The sequence below is a fragment of the Xanthobacter sp. SG618 genome (assembly GCF_012932745.1).
GTDB lineage: Bacteria > Pseudomonadota > Alphaproteobacteria > Rhizobiales > Xanthobacteraceae > Xanthobacter > Xanthobacter flavus.
Genome location: NZ_JABBHL010000013.1, coordinates 1 through 22931 on the forward strand (window position 1 = coordinate 1; position 22931 = coordinate 22931).

22 protein-coding genes and 2 pseudogenes are annotated in these 22931 nt (G+C 67.1%); 16 read left to right on the forward strand and 8 right to left on the reverse strand.

Annotation, left to right across the window (positions count from 1 at the left end; translation table 11 throughout):
- The 8 genes and pseudogenes from FHT36_RS24005 to FHT36_RS24040 all read right to left on the reverse strand — a co-directional run.
- A pseudogene (locus tag FHT36_RS24005) lies at positions 1–126 on the reverse strand (IS3 family transposase); the annotation flags it as partial.
- 180 nt (positions 127–306) lie between these two features.
- Positions 307–1560, reverse strand: a complete 1254-nt coding sequence (locus FHT36_RS24010) for an acetyl-CoA hydrolase/transferase family protein (protein ID WP_169124981.1) — start codon at positions 1558–1560, stop codon at positions 307–309.
- Positions 1561–1566: 6 nt separating this feature from the next.
- Positions 1567–2763, reverse strand: a complete 1197-nt coding sequence (locus FHT36_RS24015; RefSeq protein ID WP_169124982.1) for an acetyl-CoA C-acetyltransferase — start codon at positions 2761–2763, stop codon at positions 1567–1569.
- Positions 2764–2790: 27 nt separating this feature from the next.
- Complete coding sequence (locus FHT36_RS24020) at positions 2791–3711, reverse strand: SDR family NAD(P)-dependent oxidoreductase (RefSeq protein ID WP_169124983.1); 921 nt, start codon at positions 3709–3711, stop codon at positions 2791–2793.
- A 2-nt stretch (positions 3712–3713) separates the two neighbouring features.
- Positions 3714–4871, reverse strand: coding sequence for an acyl-CoA dehydrogenase family protein (locus FHT36_RS24025; RefSeq protein WP_169124984.1), 1158 nt, complete (start codon positions 4869–4871; stop codon positions 3714–3716).
- On the reverse strand, positions 4868–5296 hold the full coding sequence (locus FHT36_RS24030) for a MaoC family dehydratase (RefSeq protein WP_169124985.1): 429 nt from the start codon (positions 5294–5296) through the stop codon (positions 4868–4870). The genes FHT36_RS24025 and FHT36_RS24030 overlap by 4 nt, the downstream gene beginning before the upstream one ends.
- A 59-nt stretch (positions 5297–5355) precedes the next feature.
- Positions 5356–5751, reverse strand: coding sequence for a hypothetical protein (locus FHT36_RS24035; RefSeq protein ID WP_169124986.1), 396 nt, complete (start codon positions 5749–5751; stop codon positions 5356–5358).
- Positions 5751–6599 (reverse strand): IclR family transcriptional regulator, encoded by an 849-nt coding sequence (locus FHT36_RS24040; protein WP_169124987.1) that lies wholly within the window; start codon positions 6597–6599, stop codon positions 5751–5753. The genes FHT36_RS24035 and FHT36_RS24040 overlap by 1 nt, the downstream gene beginning before the upstream one ends.
- 46 nt (positions 6600–6645) lie before the next feature.
- On the opposite strand from FHT36_RS24040, the gene FHT36_RS24045 reads away from it, so the two are divergent.
- From FHT36_RS24045 to FHT36_RS24120, 16 genes and pseudogenes are all read left to right on the forward strand, one after another.
- Positions 6646–7956 carry a CaiB/BaiF CoA-transferase family protein gene (locus FHT36_RS24045; protein ID WP_246702415.1) on the forward strand — a complete coding sequence of 437 codons (1311 nt, stop codon included), beginning with the start codon at positions 6646–6648 and terminating at the stop codon, positions 7954–7956.
- Positions 7957–8003: 47 nt separating this feature from the next.
- A complete protein-coding gene (locus tag FHT36_RS24050; RefSeq protein ID WP_210257960.1) occupies positions 8004–9218 on the forward strand; it encodes an ABC transporter substrate-binding protein in 1215 nt (404 codons plus the stop codon).
- Positions 9219–9323: 105 nt separating this feature from the next.
- On the forward strand, positions 9324–10199 hold the full coding sequence (locus tag FHT36_RS24055) for a branched-chain amino acid ABC transporter permease (protein WP_169124988.1): 876 nt from the start codon (positions 9324–9326) through the stop codon (positions 10197–10199).
- Positions 10192–11115 carry a branched-chain amino acid ABC transporter permease gene (locus FHT36_RS24060; protein WP_169124989.1) on the forward strand — a complete coding sequence of 308 codons (924 nt, stop codon included), beginning with the start codon at positions 10192–10194 and terminating at the stop codon, positions 11113–11115. The genes FHT36_RS24055 and FHT36_RS24060 overlap by 8 nt, the downstream gene beginning before the upstream one ends.
- Before the next feature lies 1 nt (position 11116).
- Positions 11117–11857 carry an ABC transporter ATP-binding protein gene (locus FHT36_RS24065; RefSeq protein WP_169124990.1) on the forward strand — a complete coding sequence of 247 codons (741 nt, stop codon included), beginning with the start codon at positions 11117–11119 and terminating at the stop codon, positions 11855–11857.
- Positions 11847–12578 carry an ABC transporter ATP-binding protein gene (locus FHT36_RS24070; protein ID WP_169124991.1) on the forward strand — a complete coding sequence of 244 codons (732 nt, stop codon included), beginning with the start codon at positions 11847–11849 and terminating at the stop codon, positions 12576–12578. Before FHT36_RS24065 ends, FHT36_RS24070 begins: the two co-directional genes overlap by 11 nt.
- Before the next feature lie 2 nt (positions 12579–12580).
- Positions 12581–14509: an AMP-binding protein gene (locus FHT36_RS24075; protein ID WP_169124992.1), complete on the forward strand. Its 1929-nt coding sequence runs from the start codon at positions 12581–12583 to the stop codon at positions 14507–14509.
- Between the two features lie 102 nt (positions 14510–14611).
- Entirely contained in the window at positions 14612–15391 is a 780-nt protein-coding gene (locus FHT36_RS24080) for an SDR family oxidoreductase (protein ID WP_169125001.1), read from the forward strand.
- 25 nt (positions 15392–15416) lie between these two features.
- Positions 15417–16229, forward strand: a complete 813-nt coding sequence (locus tag FHT36_RS24085; RefSeq protein WP_169124993.1) for an enoyl-CoA hydratase/isomerase family protein — start codon at positions 15417–15419, stop codon at positions 16227–16229.
- Position 16230: 1 nt separating this feature from the next.
- The gene (locus tag FHT36_RS24090; RefSeq protein ID WP_169124994.1) at positions 16231–18264 is read left to right on the forward strand and encodes an FAD-dependent oxidoreductase; all 2034 of its coding nucleotides are present in this window, start codon (positions 16231–16233) and stop codon (positions 18262–18264) included.
- An 11-nt stretch (positions 18265–18275) separates the two neighbouring features.
- Positions 18276–19028, forward strand: coding sequence for an SDR family NAD(P)-dependent oxidoreductase (locus FHT36_RS24095; RefSeq protein ID WP_169124995.1), 753 nt, complete (start codon positions 18276–18278; stop codon positions 19026–19028).
- A 9-nt stretch (positions 19029–19037) separates the two neighbouring features.
- A complete protein-coding gene (locus tag FHT36_RS24100; protein ID WP_169124996.1) occupies positions 19038–19916 on the forward strand; it encodes an NAD(P)-dependent oxidoreductase in 879 nt (292 codons plus the stop codon).
- 7 nt (positions 19917–19923) lie between these two features.
- On the forward strand, positions 19924–21078 hold the full coding sequence (locus FHT36_RS24105) for an acyl-CoA dehydrogenase family protein (protein WP_169124997.1): 1155 nt from the start codon (positions 19924–19926) through the stop codon (positions 21076–21078).
- The gene (locus tag FHT36_RS24110) at positions 21078–21932 is read left to right on the forward strand and encodes a MaoC family dehydratase N-terminal domain-containing protein (protein ID WP_169124998.1); all 855 of its coding nucleotides are present in this window, start codon (positions 21078–21080) and stop codon (positions 21930–21932) included. Before FHT36_RS24105 ends, FHT36_RS24110 begins: the two co-directional genes overlap by 1 nt.
- Positions 21932–22771: a CoA ester lyase gene (locus tag FHT36_RS24115; protein WP_169125002.1), complete on the forward strand. Its 840-nt coding sequence runs from the start codon at positions 21932–21934 to the stop codon at positions 22769–22771. The genes FHT36_RS24110 and FHT36_RS24115 overlap by 1 nt, the downstream gene beginning before the upstream one ends.
- A pseudogene (locus FHT36_RS24120) lies at positions 22768–22931 on the forward strand (electron transfer flavoprotein subunit beta/FixA family protein); the annotation flags it as partial. The gene FHT36_RS24115 and the pseudogene FHT36_RS24120, both read left to right, overlap by 4 nt.

A 22931-nucleotide genomic window follows, 5' to 3' on the forward strand; every position in this document is an offset into this window, starting at 1 on the left:
GATCTTCGCCGCAATCGACACGATCGCCTGCCAGCGCGAAGGGTGTTCAGCCTCGTGATCCAGCACCATCCGCACCGCCCGGGCACGCACCTCAGTCGAGAACTTGTTCGTCGTCTTGCTCGTCATAGCCCCATCCTCTCAGGAGTTGGGGCCTCCGGAAAAGCCAGGGCGGTTCAGATTGCTGGAGGGAATGATCCCGCTCTCGGGTTGGGTAATCGACAACGCAGAAAAGTTCAGGGCTGGGCGAGCGCGTTTCGACGAGGGTTCACAGGAGTGAGTCACGGCTGTCCCGCTGCTCGCCATAAGCTAGGCGCCCGAACGCCTCCTTTCGTGCAAGTCATCGCGAAAGGCGGGATCGGCGATGGCAATCAAGGCTTCGGCCCGTTGCGCGAGCGAGAGCTTGCGCAGGTCCGCGATGCCGTGTTCCGTCACAATGATGGCCGCGTCCGCCCGCCCGATGGTCGCGGGGCCGGAGAGGCGGACGGCAATTCGGCTGCGCCGCTCGCCCTTGACCTCGACCGTGGAGGGGAGGGCGATGATGGGAAGTCCCCCGTCAGACGCCCACGCGCCCCGCAGGAAGTCCAGCGCCCCGCCGATCGTGCCGACGTAGCGCCCACCTGCCATCTCAGTGTTGGCCTGGCCGGAGAGATCCACCTCCAGGGCGGAGTTGATCGCGGTAAAGGCGGGCAGTTGCGCGAGCACGTCCAGCGCATGGGTGACGCGGATAGGCGCCAGGCAGATATCCGGATTCAGATGGGCGAAATCGAACAGCGCGCGGCTTCCAAGCAGCGTGCCCGCCACTGTGACGCCCCGGTGTGAGGGCTTCAGCGCATTGGTCACGGCGCCGGAACGCATTAGCTCTGCGGCGCCGTCGCTCAAGACGCCCGTGTGCAGTCCGAGGTCCCTGCGAGTCGCGAGGAGCTCGGCGACGCAATCGGGCACGGCGCCGAGACCGAACTGCAACGTCGCGCCATCGGGGACGAGGGACGCTACATGGGCCGCGATGGCGCGCTCGGTCGGTGAGGGGGCCGTCCGCACGAGTTCGGTGAGCGGGCGATCGGTGCGGACCAGGACATCGATGTCCGCGGCGTCGATCTCGGCTGATGTGAAAGGTGCCTGCCGGTTCACCTCAACGATCACCAGGCGTGCCGTTCGCACCAGTCCTTCCACATAGTCGCAGGCGCAGGACAGACTGAAGCGTCCGCCCTCCGGGTGCTCCGCCACCTGCAGTAACAGCACATCCACCCGATCCGCGAGCATCCCAGGCATGCCGGAATAGTGGACTGGCAGAATATCGAGCGCATCCGCAGCGGCGAGCCGCCTGTTCGTGCCCGTGCCGCAAAAGGATGTGAATCGCACGCGGTCGGTGAAGGTGGGGTCCGGCGTATCGCCGAGCCCGATGCCGATGAAAGCGGAAAAGCCGCCCACGCGGCTCCGCTGCGCCATCAGCCGGGCGGTCAGGGGCAAAGGCTCCGCTGCCGCCTGCCCCCAGCACACAACGTCGCCGGGCAGGACGTGGTCGGCGAAGTCGAGGGCCTCAAGTTCGATCAGGGACGGCATTGCGGCTCAGGCGCGCTCGATGATGGCGGCCGCGCCCTGGCCGCCGCCGATGCACATGCTCTCGAGCCCATAGCGCGCACCACGTCGCTTCATCTCATGAACGAGGGTCGTCAGGATGCGGACTCCGGTGGCGCCGATGGGGTGCCCGAGGGAGATGCCGGACCCGTTCACGTTCACCCGATCCGGGTCGACGCCGGGCCATTGCTGGAGCACGGACAGGACCTGGCAGGCGAACGCTTCATTGATCTCGACGAGGTCCATGTCTTCCAGCGAGAGGCCCGAGCGCTGCATCAGCCGCGCGGTGGCCGGTACCGGTCCGATCCCCATCTCGGCCGGTTCGCAACCGGCCGCCGCCCATCCCACGAGGAAGGCATCGGGCTCGAGACCGAGCATCGCGAGCTTGTCCTCGGCGACGATGAGGCACGCCGCGGCGGCATCGTTCTGCTGGGCCGCATTGCCGGCAGTGACCGTGCCCCCCTTCTGGATGGCGCGCAGCTTGCCGAGCGAGTCCGCCGTGGTGTCGCCGCGAACGCCCTCGTCGCGGTCCATGAGGATCGCATCGCCCTTCTTCTGCGGCACGGCGACCGGCACCACCTCGGCAGCCATGCGCCCATCGTCCCAGGCCGCGGCTGCGCGTTGCTGGCTGCGCGCAGCGTAGACATCGGCCGCCTCGCGTGAGATCTGGTACTTGCGGGCGAGGTTCTCCGCCGTCTCGATCATGCCAGAGATGGGGCCGAAGCGATGCGCAGGCTGCGAGCGTTCGCGGCCGCGATCAAGCCGGTCGTACAAGACAGGCGACCCGGAGCGGGTGCCCCAGCGGACGCCCGTGGTGTAGTGCTCGATATTGCTCATGCTCTCGACGCCGCCCGCGATCACCACGTCGCAGGCGCCGGTCTGGACCATCATCGCCGCCGTGGCGATGGATTGCAGCCCGCCGCCGCAGCGTCGGTCGAGCTGCATGCCGGGAACCTCCACGGGAAGTCCCGCCTCGAGCGCGATCCATCGGCCGACGCAGGGCGTTTCCGAATTGGCGTAGGACTGGGCGAAGACCACATCGTCGACGCGCGCCGGATCAAGACCCGTGCGATCCAGAATGGCATTGACGACGATGGCTCCCAGCCGCTCGACGGGCACCTCCTTGAGGGCGCCGCCGAAGCGGCCGACCGGCGTGCGAAGGGGAGAAACGATGGCTGCGCGACGCATCGCTAGAAAGCTCCTTGCTCAACCGGCTCAGACCGGGTCCCAGGTGAACACGTCCGCAGACACGTCGAGGCGATGGAAGCTCGCGGCTAGTGCGGGCATGGCATGATCGGCGATCTCTTCCGGCGTCCAGCCGCCGTCGCGTTGCACCGAGCGCACGGGCCGGGGCTGGCTGAAGAGGAAGATCTCGTTGTTGCGGACGCTGAAGATCTGACCACTTACGCCGGCCGCCTTGTCGCCAAGGAGATAGATGGCGAGCGGAGCAACCTTGGCCGGCGTCATCTGCTGAAGCCGCGCGACGCGGGCCTCCTGCTCGGGCGAGTCCACCTTGATGGACGAGATCATCCGGCTCCAGGCGAAGGGAGCGATGCAGTTGGAGCGGACCCCGAAGCGCTCCATGTCGAGGGCAATCGACTTGGAAAGACCGACGATGCCGAGCTTGGCGGCCGAATAATTCGCCTGCGCCCTGTTGCCGATCAGGCCGGAGGTCGAGGTCATGTGAACGAGACTGCCGCCCTGCTGCTCCTTGAACAGCGGGGCCGCGGCCCGACTGATGTTGAAGCTGCCGTAGAGATGAACCTTCAACACCTTGTCCCACTCGTCTTCCGACATCTTGTGGAAGAAGGCGTCGCGCAGGATGCCCGCATTGTTAACGACGCCGTCGAGCCGGCCGAAGGTGTCTGCCGCCTGCGCAACGATGCGTTGGGCTCCGTCCGGCTCCGCGACGCTGTCGATGCTTGCGACCGCCTCTCCGCCCACAGCGCGGATCTCAGCGACGACGCGCGCGGCCGGGCCGTCGTCGTGCCCCTTTCCGTCGAGGCTCGCGCCGATGTCATTCACCACCACCTTCGCGCCGTGCGCGCCGGCCATGAGAGCAATGTCGCGACCGATGCCGCCTCCTGCGCCGGTGACGATGACGACCTTGCCGTCCAGCATCCGTGTCTCGGCCATGGTCATGCTCCCTTCAGTAGCTGGCGGGCGATCAGCAATTGCTGGATCTGGCTGGTGCCCTCATAGATCCGCATGAGGCGCACATCCCGATAGAAGCGCTCCACCGCGTATTCGCTCATGTAGCCGGCGCCGCCATGCACCTGGACGGCGCGATCCGCTACGCGGCCCACGGCCTCGGTGGCGAAATACTTGGCGGCGGAAGCTTCCGTGCGGGCGGCGCCCTCGCGGTCGTAGAGAGCCGCGGTCTGCTCCACGAGCGCGCGCGCGGCGAGATAGTCGGTGTGGCTGTCGGCGATCATCGCCTGGATCAGCTGGTATTCCGAGATCGGCTTGCCGAACTGCCTGCGCTCGCGGGCAAAGGCGATCATCTCCGCGATCAGCCGCTTGCAGGCGCCGGTGGCGAGGGCCGCGATGTGGATGCGGCCGCGATCGAGGACCCGCATGGCGAGGCGGAAGCCGCGCCCCGGCGTCAGGCCGATGATGGCGCTCGCCGGCACCCGCACATTGTCGAACACGACATCCGACGTCGTGGTGCCCCGCTGTCCCATCTTGCGGTCCTTCTTGCCGATGCTGAGGCCGGGGGTGTCGCGCGGAACAAGAAAGGCGGAGATGGCGTCGGCGCCGGGCTTGTCGAACTCGGTCCGGGCCATGACCGTGAACAGCCCGGCCCGCTGGGCATTGGTGATGTAGCGCTTCGTGCCGTTGATCACGTAGTCGTCGCCGTCCCGCTCTGCCCGGGTCGTGAGGTTGGCAGGATCGGAGCCGGTGTCAGGTTCGGTGAGGGCGAAGGCGGACATGAGTTCGCCGCTGGCGAGCCGCGGCAGATAGGCCTGCTTCTGCTCTTCCGTTCCCTCGAAGATCAGGCCACGGGCGCCGATGCCGATATTGGTGGCGAGCAGCGAGCGAAACGCGAGCGCCGTACCGCCGAAGATCATGGCGAGCTGGGTTTCCTGACGGGCATTGAGTCCAATCCCGCCGTACTCGGCGGGGATGGTGAGGCCGAACAGCCCAAGTTCGCGCATCTCGTCGACGATCTCCTCGGGAATCTCGTCCTCGATCTCGACGCGCATCTCATTGGGGACGAGGCGCTCCGCTACGAAGCGCGCGACCGCATCCTTCAACTGGCCGAAGGTTTCGTCATCGACGGCGGGGGGGGTCATGTCTTGCTTGCTCCCGTGTTCCGGATCTCTGGCGCGTCGCCGATCGTGCAGGTGCCTTCAACGGCGCGTTCGCCAGCGGCTGTCTCGACGAAAATCTCGTAGGTGCCTGTCGTTTCGTCCTTCAGGCGTCCCCCTGCGCGGATCGTCGCGCCCACCGGCACCGGGGCGATGAAGCGAACGTCGAGACGGGCATCGCCGGGGACCGCGCCGAAGGTCCGCTCCAGGGCCTCGATCACGAGGTTGAGGCCCAGCGTCCCGTGGGCGATAGGCCGTCCGAAACTGGTTCCGGCCGCGAATTCCGGGTTGAGGTGGATGGGGTTGAAGTCCCGTGTCAGCTCCGCGTAACGGGCGACCGCATCCTCGTCGGCGACGAGGCTCACATAGGCAAGCTCGCGCGGCAGCGCTGCGTCTTCGGGCGTTTCCATAGGCAGCTTCCTTCGTCGGCGCTCTCGCGGCGCCCGTTCACCTTGCGGGTCTCGCCCGTTTACTTGGCCCAGATCGTCCGGATCTCTCCCGCCAGGACCTCGCGATCCCCCTTCTTCAGGACCACCCCGAAACCGACCCAGCGGCGGGCCTTGCGCATTTCCTTCCACAGGCACGAGACTTCGGCTTCCAGACGATCTCCCGGCTGCACGGGGTCTCCGAAGGCAAGTGTCTGCGACGCATGGACATTGCCGGGAGGCCGGGGCGAGAAGGCCTTGAGGTAGGCTTCCATCATCGCCGCCACGAGGATGCCGGAGGGCAGGTGCCCGGCCGTGACGGCGCCGTAGATTGCCTCCCAATCGGCAAGACGGGCGTCGTCCAGCGTGATGGAGTGGTGGCCGAGAGGCTCGCCGGGCCGGAAACGGTCGAAAACCCAGACGGGGCTCGCCTCGCTCATCAGGCCTTTCCTCCCCGCGCGCGGCGCCCGGGTCCGGCCGCAAGACGGCGCTCGGTCTGGCGCAGCCCACGCGACACTCCGAACAAGGATTCGCTGATGAAATCCGCGGAATCCCGCAGCGCGGCCCCCAGCTGCTCGATCTCCGATTGCGTCAGTTGGCCGGCGATCGAAATTCCACTGATGCCGAGCCGCGGCTTGGCGGAAGGGTCGGTCACGACAGCCGCGGCAATCTCCAGGCCCCGGAACAACTGGCCTAGATCGAAGGCGTAGCCATCGCGGCGGGCTCGTTCCACGTCGCGCACATAATCCTCGAAGCTCGGCGGCGACTGCCATTGCAGCGCGTCGAACCGGGCCTTCAGTTCGGCGCGCGGCAGGTCGCGCAGCGCCGCATAGCAACGTCCCACTGCGCCCACGAAAGTCGGAAGGCGCGAGCCGTCGGACATGTCCACGCGCACCGTCTTTGCCGTGGAAACGCGATCGATCAACACGATGCGCTCGCCGTCGGTGATCTGCCACAGGCACATCAGGCACTTGTGCTCTGCCGAAAGCCGGGCGAGCTCGGGCCGGATCAGATTGGCCTGGTTGGCCCCCAGCAGCGGCAGGGAGAGCTCCAGAACGCCCATGCCGATGGCATAGGTCTTCGCCTCGGGATCGAAATCGACAAGGCGCTCGCTCGAGAGCGTGCGCAGGATGTTGAAGCAGGTGCTGACGCTGACGCCGGCATCACGCGCAATGACGTTGACGCCGGACGGGCCGCTCGATTGCGCCAGGCTTCTCAGGATCGAAACCGCGTTGGCCACGGCTCCGACGATTTTTGGCGAAGGGTCTTGATCGGTGGGGTCGCCCATGTATGAATGGCTTTCAGAAATTTGTGAATGTCATTCCTGATAGAGAATGACTAACACGATGAAGCCGGCGATGGGAAGCCCCTTCCGCAGAAATCAAAGGCGAGGAAACGTGCAAAAAGAGAAGCAGGCCAACGCGCAAGCGGCGGTGTCGGACGAGGGGGCGCGTGCGCCGCAGGGCCTTCGCGGCGTGCGCGTTCTCGACCTCGGCCGCTACATTGCGGCGCCGTTCTGCACGGCCCTGCTTGCTGACCAGGGGGCGGAGGTCATCCGGATCGAGCCGACCTCGGGCGCCCCGGATCGCGAAGTTATGCCGGTGGGCGTTGCGGGCCGCGGCGCGCTCTATCTTCAGGTCAATCGCAACAAGAAATCGCTTGCGCTCGACATCGATCAGCCGGCAGGGCGCGCCGCCTTCGAACGGCTCGTGGCCACCTGTGACGCGGTGGTGGTGAATCTGCCGCCGGCAGCTCTCAAGCGCGCGGGGCTCGACTACGAGAGCCTTCGCGCCATCCGCCCGGATATCGTCCTCACCACCATCAGCGCCTTCGGTACACAAGGCGAAAGCCGCGACTGGATCGGATTTGATGGCACTGGACAGGCTCTCTCGGGCGCTATGTGCCTGACAGGGACCGGCGAGCGCCCGCTCCGCGCCGCAGTGTCCTACGTGGATTACGCCACCGGAATTGCGGCCGCCTTCGCCACCCTTGCCGCCCTCCACGAGCGGATGACAACCGGACGGGGCCAGCATGTGGAGGCCTCCCTGCTCGGCACCGCGCTCGCCATGACCAATCCGATGCTCATCGAGGAAGCGCTTGGCGCGCGTAGCCGCGCCGCCATGGGCAACCGCAGCCCCATCGCCGGCCCGTCCGATCTGTTCCGCACCCGCGACGGCTGGGTGATGGTCCAGGTCATCGGCGACGGCATGTTCCGTCGCTGGGCCAGCTTCGTGGGGCAGCCGGAGCTGATCGGAGACCCGCGCTTTTCTTCCGATATCCTGCGCGGCGAGAACGGGGAGGCACTGAGCGCCGTTATGGCGCAGTGGTGCGCCGGGCAATCCTCGCAGGAATGTCTCGCCAAGCTTGCCGCCGCCAAGATTCCCGCCTGCAAGGCCCTGTCCCCGGCGGAAGCGCTTGCCGCGCCCGAGAACAGGGATGGGGGCTTCTTCGCGGAAATCGCCCTGCCTACCGGCAGCGCCCCGGTGGTCACGAACCTGATCCGCACCGCGGCCGGCCAACTGACGCAGGGCAGTCCTGCGCCCGAGCTGGGCGCCGATACAGAAGAACTTCTCGCATCGCTCGGGTACGGCGCCGACGAGATCGGGCACCTCACGGCCCGGCGACCGACCAAGGCCAACAGCTAAGAACGGGCGCCCACTCAAACGCGCCGCAATAACGGGAGGAAGATATCATGGCGTGCATGATCAGGTCGATCAGGTCGCGTGCCCTCGGTACGGCAACGGGCACGGCGATGATCGCCGCCTTTGGCCTCGGTTTTGGAGCCGGCGCGGCCGGAGCCCAGGAAATCATCAAGCTCGGCCTGTCCATCCCGCTGTCCGGCACCGGCGCCATCTGGGGCAAGGGCTCGGAGTTCATGTGCAAGAAGGCCGCGCAGGAAATCGCGCAGGCCGGCGGCGTCAAGGTGGACGGCAAGACCTACAATTTCGAATGCATCGCCTATGACAACAAGTACAACGCCGCCGAAGGCACCAAGGTGGCGCAGACCCTACTCAACCGCGAAGGGGTGAAGTTCATCGGCGGCAGCCTCGGTACGGCACCGGTGCAGGCGCTGCAGTCCCTGAGCGAACGCCAGGGGGTCGTGCTCTTCACCACGGCCTGGGGCCCAAGCATCAAGGGGCCGAAGTTCCCGCTCACATTCACGCAGATGAACACGCCGTTCGAAATTCTCCCGCCACTCATCCGCTTCATCCACGAGGCCAATCCGCAGGCCAAGTCCATCGTCATGCTCAACCCCAACGACGCCACCGGACGCGACACCGAGGGCGTGGCGAAGAAGGTCTGGACGGAAACCGGGGTAAAGGTTCTGTCCAGCGACTTCTACGAGCGCGGCACCACCGAATTCCAGCCGATCGCCGCGCGCATCGCCTCCCTCAAGCCCGACATCGTGGACCTTGGCGGAATGCCCCCGGCCGACGCGGGTGCCGTGTGGAAGGAACTGGACGTGCTGGGCTGGAAGGGCGTCAAGGTGGTCGAGGTCGGCTCCGGCGTCGACGGAATGAAGGCGACCGGCGGAAATGCCATTGAGGGCGTCTATATGGGCGTCGCGGTCTCGCTTGACGGCGATACGGCGACCCCCAAGCAGAAGGCCGTGAACGAGGAAGTCCGGGCGGCCACCGGCGAGTCTCTCAATGCCATCCAGATCGGCTTCTATGATGCCGTCTACGCTCTGAAGGCCGCCATGGAGAAGGCGAAGTCGGTGGATTCCAAGGCCGTCGGGGCCGCGATGCCCGAGGTCACATTCACCTCCTTCTACGGCACGCCCGTCGATTTCTACGGGCTCGATACATATGGCTCACGCCAGCAGATGCGCCTCCCGGTCATCATCACCCAGGTCCAGGACGGCAAGCTGGTGGAGAAGTCCCGCATCGTGCCCGCCACGAAGTGATGCGCAGCCGTGTCCTCCGCCCCGCGCGGAGGACACGGCATCGGCGTCCGGGACGATGATCCGTTCCGGGACGAGGCTTTGCCCCGACGAAAGCACGCCCCGCAGATGCAAACCGCGATACAGCTCACCCTGACGAGCCTGCAGATCGGCGCCGTCTACATCCTGTTCTCGCTCGGTCTGACGCTGATCTTCGGCGTCATGCGGATCGTGAACTTCGCGCATGGCCACCTCTTCGCTGTTTCGGCCCTGGTGGTGGCCGCCATTGTTCCCTGGCTCTCTGCGTCGGGGTTTCCCGTCCTCGCCGCCTATCTCATTGGCGCCGTCGCGGGCATCCTCGCATCGCTTGCGCTCGGCTTCGCCATGTATGTGGGAGGTTTCCGCTTCTTCCAGCGCGACCTCGTCGGCTCCTTCATCCTCTCCATCGGTCTCGTCCTGCTGCTGGACGGCATTTTGATGAAGATCTTCGGCGGCGCGGTGCGGCCGATGCCGGACATCATTCCCGGTACGCTCTCCGTACTCGGGGCGGCCATCACCAGCCAGCGTCTCGCCCTGTGCGTGGCGGCCGTTGCCGTCACAGCACTGCTCTATTGGGCGCTGACCCGAACCAAACTGGGCAAGGCGCTGAGAGCGGTCTCCATCGATCACGAGGCGGCAATGCTCCAGGGCATCCCTTACAATCGCATGGCGCTTTCCGGCTTCATGATCGCCGCCGGGCTGGCGGCACTGGCCGGGGCGCTGATCGCACCGGTCACCATCGTCTCGCCAGTGATCGGCGCGGACTATCTCATCAAGGGCTTCATCGCAGTCATCGTGGGCGGTCTGGGCAGCGTCCCTGGTGCCATTCTCGGCGGGTTGTTCGTCGCTGCCATCGAGACTCTGGGCGGGTTCTATTTCGATCCCAGCTCCGCGACGATCGCCATCTTCATTCTCGTCATCGCCGTGCTGCTGGTACGGCCGAAGGGACTTCTCGGTCATGGATGATCTGAAGCTGCCCTATTGGGCTGCGGGCGTCGCCCTGGTGCTGGCAGCAACCCTCATGGTGCGCGATGCCTACGTCGCCAGCGTGATCAACCTCATCGCCGTCGCCGCCCTCACCGCCGTGAGCCTGCGTTTCGTGATGCTGATGGGCGAACTCAACTTCGCCACCGCCGCTTTCGTCGGCATCGGCGCCTACACGACGGGGGCGGCGGTCACCATCCTCCAATGGCCGTTCCTCGTGGCCATCCTCGCGGGAGGATTGATGGCCGGACTGGTCGCGGTTGCCTTCGGCTACGTGACGCTGCGCACAAAGGGGCCCTATTTCCTCCTCATCGGCTTTGCCTTCACCGAGGCGGTGCGGATCCTCTATTCGAAAAGCACGACGCTTGGCGGAACGTCCGGAATGATCGGCATCTTCCCGCCGGTCGCACTGGATGCCTGGATGCCGACCGTCATCGTTGGCACGTCCTGCGCCCTCATCTTCGCGCTCTACGTTCTCGAGCGATCGGATTTCGGCAAGATACTCACCGCCATCCGGGACAACGAGAACGTCGCACGCACCGTCGGCCTGAACATCCTGCTCGTGAAGATCGCCTGCTTCGCGGCGGCCTCGGTGGCGGCCGGCGTCGCCGGGAGCCTGCACGCCTTCGCCAACAACGTGATCAGCCCCGGAGACTTCAGCTTTCTCGTCGCCGCCTTCGCCCTCGCTTATGTGAAGGTCGGCGGCGAGGACAACATTGTCGGGCCGCTCGTGGGCTCGGTCCTGCTCGTCGTGCTGGGCAGCTACGCCCTCGGCCTCGGCGGCGACGAGCACATCTTCTACGGCGCCGCCATCACCCTCGCCGTGCTGCTGCTCCCCAACGGCATCACCGGCCTTCTCTCCGGGCGGCGCAAGCCTTCCGCGGCGAAGGGGCACTGAGATGGACCAGAGCCAGCAGCCGCTTCTTGCAACCCGCGGCATCACGCGCCGCTTCGGCGGCCTCGTTGCAGTCTCCAACCTGGACCTGGAGATCAGGCCGAAGGAAATCCTCGGCCTCATCGGGCCCAACGGCGCCGGCAAGAGCACGACGTTCAACCTCATCAGCGGCTTCTCCAAGCCGTCGGCGGGCGAATTGTTCGTGTTCGGCGAGAACTGCACGGGACGCTCCGCGCTGGAGATCAGTCGCCGCGGGCTGGTGCGCACGTTCCAGCATGGCAGCTTCATGCGCACCATGACCGTTGCCGACAATATCCTGCTCGGCACCATCCACGGGGTGAAGGGCAGAGCCGCGCGTCGCGTGCGGGTGGCGGAGACGGCGGAAATGCTCGGCCTCACGCCCTACCTTCCCGAACAGGCGGGCAACCTGCCGCACGGTTTGCAGCGCCTCGTCTCCATCGCCATTGCCTTCGCCGCCCGTCCGCGTCTCCTGTGCCTGGACGAGCCGCTGACCGGCCTCAACCAGACCGAGGTTGCCAACACCCTTGCCATGCTGGAGCGCATCCGCGACGCGTTCGGCTGCTCGGTGCTGCTGGTCGAGCACAACATGAAGGCGGTGATGCGGGTCTGCGACCGCATTGTGGTGCTGCACCATGGGCAGCATCTCGCCACCGGCACGCCGGCGGAGATCCGCGCCGATCGCCGTGTGATCGACGCCTATTTGGGGCACCGCCATGACCATTGAAAGCCCGTCCCTCCTTCCCCTGGAAGTTCGCGGCCTGTCGGCGCGGTACGGCGTCGTTCCGGCGTTGCGGGACGTGAATCTGGTGCTGAAATCGGGCGAGATCGTCACCCTGATCGGCGCCAACGGCGCGGGAAAGTCCACGCTTATCAAGGCTATCTGCGGCCTGGTGCGGCCCACCGCGGGTAGCGTCCGCCTGTTCGGCGAGGAGGTGACTGGCCTGTCCCCGGACCGGATGGTGCGCAAGGGCTTGAGCGTCGTGCCGGAAGGCCGGCGGCTCTTTCCCGAAATGACCATGCTGGAGAACCTGGAGCTTGGTGCCTTCGCAAGGCACGACGCTGCGGCGGTGAAGCGAGACCTCGACCGCGTGATTTCCCTGTTCCCGGAACTCAAGGACCGTCTCGGCACCCATGCGGGCACCTTCAGCGGAGGGCAGCAGCAGATGATCGCCGTCGCGCGCGCCCTGATGAGCGCACCGCGCGTGCTCCTCCTCGACGAGCCGACCATCGGCCTCGCCCCCGCGGTGGTGGACCGCATTGCGGACATCGTCACCCAGATCGCGCATTCCGGCGTCAACATCCTGCTCGTCGAGCAGAATGCCGAGACCGCCCTCGCCATCGCAGACCGCGCCTACATCCTCGAAGGCGGGGCCATCACCGCCGAAGATACTGCGCACGCCCTCGCCGCCAGCCCTGACGTGCAGCGCGCCTATCTGGGAATATGATCATGGCCATCGATCACAACGATATCTGGCTTCCCACGGCGTCCTATGTGGAGCGTGCGCAGGTCACGGCTCTGGCGCGGCGGCTCGGCGTAGAGGGCATCGAAGCCCTGTACGACCTGTCGCTGGCCGAGCCAGAGCGCTACTGGCGCGAGGTGAACGATTTCTGCGGGATTCGCTGGAGCCGTCCCTATGAGCGCTATTGCGATCTCTCGCGCGGCGCGCCCTTCCCGTCCTGGTTCATTGGCGGCGAGCTGAACTGGGTCGACACCATCATCGACAATGCCGAGGCGGCCGAACGGCCCGCCATCGTGGCGGAGCGCGAGGATGGCAGCGTCCGCACCATCACCTATCGCGAGCTTGCGGCAGAAGTCCGCAGCTTCGCGGCAGGCCTGCTCGGCCTCGGGCTGAAGCGCGGCGACCGCATCGGCCTGCTGATGGAGAACGGCATCGAGGCCTCGGTCTCGCTCCTTGCCATCGCCTATATCGGCGCGATCGCGGTGCCCTTGTTCAGCGGTTTCGGGGCTGACGCCATCGTGGCGCGGCTCCAGCCCTGCGGCGCGCGGGCGCTCATCGCCACATCCGGCTTTCTCCGGCGCGGCCGTTTCGTCTCCACCGCATCCACGCTCGCCACGGTGCGGGCCGAACTGCCGGACCTCGCCTTTCTGATCCTCAAGGGGGCGGCCGAGGACGACGCGCAGGCAGCACCGGATGTTCATGACTGGCATGCCCTGGCGGCGCCGGGACGGGAGGCGCCTCCCTCCGCGCGCATGTCGGCGAACGACCCGTTCATGGTGATCTTCACCTCGGGCACCACCGGCAAACCTAAAGGTGCCGTTCACGTGCATGGCGGCTTTCCCATCAAGATCGCCCACGATGCCGCCGTGCATTTCGACGTGGCGGCCGGCGACGTCTTCTGCTGGCCGGCGGACATGGGCTGGATCGCCGGATCGCTGATCCTCGGCTCCGCGCTGCTGCGGGGCGCGACCCTCGTCTGCTACGACGGTGCGCCGGACTTTCCAGACTGGTCCCGCATGGGCCGCCTGATCGAGCGGCACCGCGTCACCCATTTCGGCTCGGCGCCGACCCTCATCCGCGGCCTCGCCGCCAACGAGGCGGTCAGCACCTCACCGGACCTCTCCTCCCTCCGCCTACTGATCACCGCAGGCGAGAGCATCGCGCCAGAACATTTCATCTGGTTCCAGCGCATGTTCGGGCGGGGCACCTGTCCGCTCATCAACTACACGGGCGGCACCGAGGTCTCCGGCGGCCTGCTCTCCAGCGTGGTGACGCGGCCGATCGTGCCAGCCGCCATGAATACCCGCTCGCCGGGCGTGGCGCTCGACGTGCTCAGTCCGGCGGGAACGCCCGTAACCGGTGCCGTGGGCGAGCTTGCCCTCCTGGCGCCGTTCGTGGGCATGACGGCGAGCTTCTGGCAGGACGACGCACGCTACCTGGAAACGTACTGGAACACTGTCCCCGGCGTCTGGATCCACGGCGACCTAGCGATGCGAACCGAGGATGGCCACTTCTTCCTGCTCGGCCGCTCCGATGACACCATCAAGGTCGCCGGCAAGCGTGTCGGCCCGGCCGAGGTGGAGGAAATCCTGGTGGAGATCGACGGCGTCGTGGAGGCGGCCGTCATCGGCGCCAGCGATCCGCTAAAGGGGCAGGCCATCGTCGCCTTCCTCACCTGCGACGGCGCGGCAGCCGACGTCCGCGCCGTGGCGGCGGCCCGGATCCAGGAGAGGCTGGGCCGGCCCTTCGCACCCCGCGCGGTGTTTGTCGTACCCCAGCTGCCGAAGACGCGTAGCTCCAAGATCATGCGGCGGGTCATCCGCTCCGTCTATTCGGGCGACCCGACGGGCGACGTCTCCTCGCTGGTCAATCCCGAGGCTATCGCTGACATCGAACGTATCGTGCGTGAGACCTGAACACCGGCCCGCCAGGCACAGCCAAGTCGGCCCGGCGAAAGACGTGAAAGAACAAGGCGCTCGTTGGGCATCGCCGGCAACAGCCGCAGGGAGAGAAAACACATGGATCTTCAGCTGCGCGGAAAGACCGTGCTGATTACCGGCGCCTCCCAGGGCATCGGCGAGGGACTGGCCGAGGTATTCGCGGAGGAGGGTTGCCGCCTCCATCTCGTCGCCCGCTCCGCTGCGAAGCTGTCGGCGCTGGCTTCGCGGCTGACCAAGACCCACGGCATCGCGGTTACGGTCCAGGAGCAGGACATTGCGGCCGCGGGCGCCGCGGATGCCATCGCGGCCGCGGCGGGAAGCGTGGACGTGCTGGTCAACAACGCCGGCGCCATTCCCGGCGGCCACCTGTGGGAGGTGGATGCGGAGCGTTGGCGGACCGGCTGGGAGGTCAAGGTTCTTGGCTACATCGACCTGTGCCGCGCCTTCTATGCGAAAATGAAGGCGGCCGGGGGCGGAGTCATCCTCAACAACATCGGCAATGGTGGCGAGAATTTCGACTTCCGCTACATCGCAGGCTCCACGGGCAATGCCGCGCTGATGGCATTCACGCGCGCGCTCGGGGGCCGCAGCCTGGAGGACGGCATCCGCGTGCTCGGCATCAATCCCGGTCCGGTCGCGACCGACCGCATCTTCAATATCCTGAAGAAGCGCGCCCGCGAGCAGTGGAACGACGAGAGCCGCTATACCGAGCTTCTGGCCGCCTACCCGCTCGGTCGCGCCGCATCGGTGCGAGAGGTGGCGGACCTCTTCGCGTTCCTTGCCTCGCCACGCTCGGCGTACACCTCCGGCACGATCATGACGATCGACGGCGGGCTCACCTCTCGCCGATCCATCTGACACCTGCGCGGCACCCGGAGGCACCATGACCCTCGAAGCCTATTCCGTCTTCCCCTCCATCCTTGTCGACCGTCCGGCGCCTGGCGTGCTGCGGCTGACGCTGAACCAGCCGGAGACGCTCAACGCCCTCGGCGCGGACGCCCACCGGGAGCTGGTAGATATCTGGCGCGTCGTCGACCGCGACCGCGACACCCTCGCCGTCCTGCTCTGCGCCAATGGTCGATCCTTCTCGGCGGGTGGCTCGTTCGAGATGGTAGACGCCATGACGCGCAGCTTCGAGGAGCGCGCCAACATGTGGCGAGAGGCGCGCGACCTCGTCTACAACATCATCAACTGCTCGAAGCCCATCGTCTCGGCCGTACAGGGAGCGGCGGTGGGCGCGGGGCTGGCCGCGGCGCTCATCTGCGACATCCCGATCGTGACCAAGACCGCCAAGCTGGTGGACGGCCATGTGCGCCTCGGCGTCGCCGCTGGCGATCATGCGGCCATCATCTGGCCGCTGCTATGCGGCATGGCCAAGGCGAAGTACCACCTCCTGCTCAACGAGCCGGTGACCGGCGAGATGGCGGAGCGCATGGGCCTTGTCGCCCTCGCGGTGGAAGAGAGCGAGCTGCAGGAAAAGGCGCTGGGCATCGCCGTACGCCTCGCCGAAGGTGCGCCCGCCGCCATCCAGTGGACCAAGTATTCGCTCAACAACTGGCTCCGCATGATGGGGCCGACCTTCGACGCATCGCTGGCCTTGGAGATGCTCGGCTTCTCCGGCCCCGACCCGCAGGAAGGGCTCGCCTCCTTCCGCGAGAAGCGGCCGCCGAACTTCCCCCGCAAGGCGCCGTTCTGAGATGGCGCCCGCCCCCTACGAGCGTCTGCTGAGCCCGCTCGCCCTTGGCCACGTCACGCTGCGCAACCGCATCGCCATGATGCCGCACGCCGTGATGTTCGGGGGCGGCTACGGCTCGGCCATCGACCGGACCATCGCCTACCATGTGGAGCGGGCGAAGGGCGGGGCGGGCCTCATCGTCATGTCCAACTTCCTGATGCCGGCGTCCTGGCGCCGGCTCGCCACATGGGGCGAGGCGCTCGAAACCTCGCCGCTGGGTGGCCTCGATCTCGCCAACGATGCATCGCTTCAGCCGCACTACCGGCGGATGATCGAGGCCATCAAGGGGGAAGGGGCCTGCTTCGTCTCCCAGCTCAACATCAGCGGACGGCAGCTCCGCTCGCCCGGCACCACGCAATATGGCGTGCCCCTGCTGGCGCCGTCGCCCTTGCCCTGTCCGCGCACCGGCGAGATCCCCAAGGAGATGGCCGAGGCGGACATCGCCGAGTATGTCGCCACCATGGTGGAGGCGGCGCTGAACCTGAAGGCGGCCGGTGCCGACGGGGTCGAGCTGTTCGCCGCCCAGGGCTATCTGCTGCACGAATTCCTCTCCCCCGCCACCAACAAGCGCGCCGACCGCTACGGCGGGCCGCTTGAAAACCGCATGCGATTTCTGTTGGAAGGCCTCGCCGCCATCCGCGCCGCCGTCGGGCCGGACTTTCTCATCGGTGCCCGCATCAACGGCCGCGACGATGTTCCCGGCGGGCTGATGCCGCAGGACGCGATCGCGATCGCGGTCCGGCTCAAGGACGAGGGGATCAGTTATCTGAATGTGAGCGGTCTCACCTCCCTGCATTATCCCGGCTGGATCGCCGACATCACCGCCCCGGAGGCGCAGTTCGCGCAGGCGGCCGGGGCGATTCGGTCGGCGACGGCAGGGCTTCCGGTAGGTGTCAGCTCGCGCATCGCTACGCCCGAGGCGGCGGAAGCCGTGCTCGCGGCCAGCGAGGCGGACTTTATCGGCATGGCACGCGCTCTCATCTCCGACCCCGAGCTGCCGTTGAAGGCGGCGCGCGGGGACGCGAAGGCCATCCGGGTGTGCACCTATTCCAACCAGTCCTGCATCGTCGGCCTCGACCGCGGGCGCGGCGTCGGCTGCATCCATAACCCCGCCGTGGGGCGCGAGGCGCAGATCGGGATCGGCCGCATGCGGCCGGCCCAGCGGATCAAACGGGTGGCCGTGGTTGGGGGTGGGCCGGCGGGCCTCGCCTCGGCCCGCATTGCGGCCGAGCGCGGTCACAGCGTGACGCTGTTCGAGCGGACCACGCGCCTCGGCGGCCAGAACCTGATGACGAGCGCGGTCGCCTCCCGGCATGGCTTCGCGGAGATCCACCGCTGGCAGATCGAGATGCTGGCGCGCCTGCCCGTCGACATCCGCCTCTCAATCGCGGCCGACCGTGCCCTGATCGAGCGCGAGGGCTTCGACGCTCTCGTCGTTGCCACCGGCTCCGCCCCGCGGCGGGACGGCTACACTTCGCTCCGGCCCGGAGCGGACGGCATCGCGGGAGCGGACCTGCCCCATGTCCACACGGTGTGGGATGTCTTCGAGGCGCCGGAAGGTTTCATCGGGCCGGTTATCGTCGTGGAGGACGATCCCCACCTCTCCGGCACCGCCGCGGCCGAGATGCTCGCCGCACGCGGGCACAACGTCACCATCGTCACCCCGCACATGCACGCCGGCGCCGACCTGCCGGTGCACCATGCGCCGGCCCTCTACCGGCGCCTTGCCGGGCTTCGGATCCAGGTGGTTCCGGCAACCTTCGTGACCGCGATCCGGCCCGGTCGCCTCGATTGCGAGGCCCGGTTCGGCGGGGCGGAGCGGCAGATCGCCCATGACGGACCGGTGGTGCTCGCCATGGGGAACCGAGCCGACGACGCGCTGGCGCGCGCCTTCGCCGGAAGCGGCATCGAGCTGCACGTGGTCGGCGACGCTGTGGCACCGCGGCAAGTGGATATGGCGATCCTCGACGGCGAGCGCGCTGGCTGGATGCTCTGAAGGAGATATCGATGGCAAGGCTTGACGGCAAAGTCGCGTTCATCACCGGCGCAGCAGGCGGTATCGGCCGCGAAACCTGCGCACGATACATTGCGGAGGGGGCGCGGGTGGCGGCGATCGACATCGGCGCCGATGCCCTCGACGAAACGCTCCAACATGCGGACGCGGGCGAGAATGGCATTGCCATCGTCTGCGACATCACCGAGCCGCAGCAGGTGAAGGACGCGATCGCGCAGACCGTCGCGCGGTTCGGACGTATCGACGTGCTGTGCAACATCGCCGGGGGTTCGACCACCGCAGACGCGAGGGTGACGGAGGCCCCCGACGAGGAGTTCTGGCGCGCGATCAGGCTCGACCTCTACGGCACCTTCCTGTGCTGCAAGCATGCCATACCCGAGATCGCGCGGGCGGGCGGCGGCTCGGTCATCAACCTGTCCTCCATGGTGGCGCTGATGGCGCTGCCGGAGCGCGACTGCTACACCGCCGCTAAGGGCGGCGTGGCGGCCATGACGCGCTCCATGGCGGTGGAATATGCCCCCGACCGCATCCGGGTGAACGCCATCGCCCCCGGCCTCGTGCTCACGCCCCGCGTGGAAGGGTTGATGGAAACGCGCGAGGAGCTGCGGCGGCTCGTCGGCCAGCATCTTCTCGGCCCCTGCAGGCCGGGCGATATCGCGGGTATGGCGGTCTATCTCGGCAGCGACGACGCCCGCGTGGTCACCGGACAGGTCCTGTCGGTGGACAGCGGCGTCACCATCTCCTGAGGCTGAGTCATGATCAGATCCGTTGCCGTCATCGGGGTGGGCGCCATGGGCGCACCGATGGCCGTAAATATCCACAAGGCGGGCTTTCACCTGACCGTCTGCGACCGTAACCCGGCCGCTCTCGCGCCGTTTGCGAAGCTCGGGGTGACATGTGTCGAGCGCGCGGCGGACTGCGCTGGCTGCGACGTGGTGATTGTGCTGGTGGCGACGCCGCAGCAGGCCCGCGCCGTCGTGCTCGGCGAGGAGGGGCTGCGCGCCGGCCTCGACGGCCGCACGCCCATGCTGGTCGTGATGGGCACGATCGCACCGGAGACCATGCGCGAGCTGGCGAAGGAACTTGAGCCGATCGGCGTCGGGATCGTCGATGCGCCCGTCAGCGGCGGCCCGGTGAAGGCGCAGGCCGGAACGCTCGCCATCATGATGGGCGGCGCCGCGGACGACGTGGAGCGGCTTCGGCCCCTGATGCGCGCCATGGGTCCCGCCATCTTCCACTGCGGGCCGCTCGGAACCGGTCAGGCCACCAAGATCGTCAACAATCTGGTCGGCATCACCACGCTCATGGTGGCGGCAGAGGCCTATCGCATCGCCGGCGACAATGGCATCCACCTGCCCGACGCCATCCCCGTCTTCGAGGCCGGCACGGGGCGCAACTTCTTCACCGCACAGGCGAAGGACGCCCCCGAAGCCTATTCCCTCTGGACCGCGACCCGCGCCGACTTCGACTCCATCCAGTCCATCGTGCGCAAGGACATCGACCTCGCGCTCGCCATCGGCGCGGGCTCGGGCGACTTGCCCTTCACCAAGGCGCTCCGGGCTCTGCTTGACGGAGTCGGCGACGAAACCTTCGAAACCTGGCGCGCCGTCGCGGCTGCGCCCCGTCAGTTCTGAGGATCTCATGCAGCAACAAGATCACTCCGAGATCCGCGAGGCCGTCGCCAAGCTGTGCGCCGGCTTTCCCGGCGAATACTGGCGCAAGCTCGACCGCGAGATGGCCTATCCGACGGAGTTTGTCACAGCGCTCACCGACAGCGGCTTCCTTTCCGCCCTCATTCCCGAGGAGTATGGCGGCGCCGGCCTGCCGCTCTCGGCCGCGGCCGTCATCATGGAGGAGATCCAGCGGCAGGGCTGCAACGGCGCCGCCTGCCACGCGCAGATGTATGTGATGGGGACGGTGCTGCGCCACGGCTCGCCGGAACAGAAGCAGCGCTATCTGCCCAAGGTTGCTTCGGGCGAGCTGCGCCTGCAGGCGTTCGGCGTCACCGAGCCGACCAGCGGCACGGACACCACGGCGCTTCGCACCACCGCCCGCCGCGAGGGCGATCATTACATCGTCAACGGCCAGAAGATCTGGACCAGTCGTGCCGCGCAGTCCGATCTGATGCTTCTGCTCGCCCGCACGTCGCCGCGCGACCAGGTCGCCAAGCGCACCGAGGGACTTTCCGTGTTCATCCTCGACATGCGGGAGGCTCTGGAGGCAGGCCTCACCATCCGTCCCATCCGCACCATGATGAACCACGCAACCACCGAGGTCTTCTTCGACAATGTGAAGGTGCCGGCGGAGAACCTCGTGGGCGAGGAAGGCAAGGGCTTCCGCTATATCCTCTCGGGTATGAATGCGGAGCGCATCCTCATCGCGTCCGAGTGCGTGGGCGACGCCAAGTGGTTCATCGAGAAGGCGTCGAAATATGCCAGCGAGCGGCACGTGTTCGGCCGTCCCATCGGGCAGAACCAGGGTATCCAGTTCCCCATCGCCAAGGCCTACGCCAACATGCGCGCCGCGGAGCTGATGGTGCGGGAGGCGATCCGGCTCTACGAGGCCGGCGAGAATCCCGGCGCCGAGGCCAATATGGGCAAGATGCTCGCTGCCGACGCCTCGTTCGAGGCGGCCAACGCCTGCATCCAGACCCATGGCGGCTTCGGCTTCGCCGAGGAGTATGACGTGGAGCGCAAGTTCCGCGAGACCCGCCTCTATCAGGTGGCCCCGATCTCCACCAACCTCATCCTGTCCTATCTGGCCGAGCATGTGCTCGGCATGCCGAGGTCGTATTGATGGCCGCCCCCGACTCCGTATCGATCGATATCGATCATCTCAAAGCGTGGATCGGCCGAGAGGACACCGCTACAGATGTGATCGGCGAGGATCTCGCGCGCAAGTACCACGCCATGTTCGACATGCCGAATGGATCGCCCCGTCACGGCGAAGCGGTCCCACGGCTGCTCCACTTCTGCCTGGCCCAGCCTGCAATCCCAACGTCCGGACTCGGCGTGGACGGTCACCCCACGCGTGGTGGCTTCCTGCCCCCGGTGCCGTTGCCCCGGCGCATGTGGGCCGGCGGTGCGCTCACCTTCCACGGCGACTTGAAGGTTGGCGACGCGGTGAAACGGATCTCCCGTATTGCCGACGTGACGCTTAAAGAGGGGCGCACGGGACCGCTCTGCTTCGTCACCGTCGCGCATCGGGTCGAGGTCGACGGCGCGCTTCTCATCGAGGAGCGGCAGGACATCGTCTATCGCGCCGCCGACACCGGTGGAGCAGGAAAGGCTCCACCGCCGGCGGAAAGCGGCAGCTTCGTAAAGCCCATGGCCGCCGGCACGCCCCTGTTGTTCCGCTACTCCGCCTTGACCTTCAACGCTCATCGCATTCACTACGACCGGCCTTATGCCACCGAGGTCGAGGGCTACCCGGCCCTCGTGGTCCAGGGGCCGATGCAGGCGGCGCTGCTCTGCAACTATGCGAATGAACTCCGGGGCGTGCCGCCTGTGCACTTCAGCTTCCGGGGCCTCTCCCCACTTTTCGATACCGATGCCTTCGCGCTGCACGCCAAGGCCGACAAGGACGGGCTGGCATTGTGGACTGCCCGCGATGGCGGGCCGGTTGCTATGGCTGCTGAGGCATCGTGGTGATGCCCGCGCCGCTGGATTTCACCGTCGCGCTGTTCGTGCCCGCCAATCGTCCCGAACGGTTCGAGAAGGCCGCGCACGCGGGTGCCGATGCGGTCATCCTCGACCTTGAAGACGCGGTGGCACCCGACGCCAAGGATGCGGCCCGAGCCGCCCTGCGCGCCGGCTTCGCATCGGTTCCGGTGCTCGTCCGCGTCAACGGACTCGGTACGCCTTGGCATGCCGCCGACATGGCGGCGCTTGCCGGGCACGGCTTTTCTGGCGTCATGGTGCCGAAGGCGGAGGCGAGCAAGGCGTTCACGGCGCTTTGCGAGGCCTCGCCCGTTCCCGTGGTCGCTCTGGTGGAAAGCGCGCGGGGGCTCGCCGACGCCCGCCGCATCACCGGGACGTCGAATGTCGCTCGTGTCGCCTTCGGAAGCGTCGATTTCTGCGCAGACCTCGGCTGCGCTCACATTCGGGAAGCCCTGCAGGTGGCGCGCTGCGAACTGGTCCTCGCGTCTCGGCTTGCGGGCCTCGTCGCCCCCGTCGACGGCGTCACTACCGCTATCGACGATCGAGACGCCGTCACCGGCGATGCCCGATATGCGCGCGATCTCGGCTTTGGCGGCAAGCTCGCCATCCATCCCCGTCAGATTGCGGCAATCCGCGACGGCTTCGCCCCGGACGATGTCGAGGTCGCCTGGGCGCGGAAGGTTCTGGCCAGCGGGGACGGCGCGGCCGCCGTCGACGGTGCCATGGTGGACGAGCCGGTTCGGCTACGGGCCCGGGCGATCCTCGGCCGGCTTTTGGGGCCGCCGACCGCGGGCCCGTCTCAGTCTTCAAGCAAAGGGCGACAGCCATGAAGATCCTGGTGCCCGTTAAGCGGGTGGTGGATTACAACGTGAAGGTCCGGGTGAAGTCTGACGGTTCGGGCGTGGAGCTTGCGAACGTCAAGATGTCCATGAACCCGTTCGACGAGATCGCGGTGGAAGAGGCGCTGCGCCTCAAGGAAGCCGGCAAGGC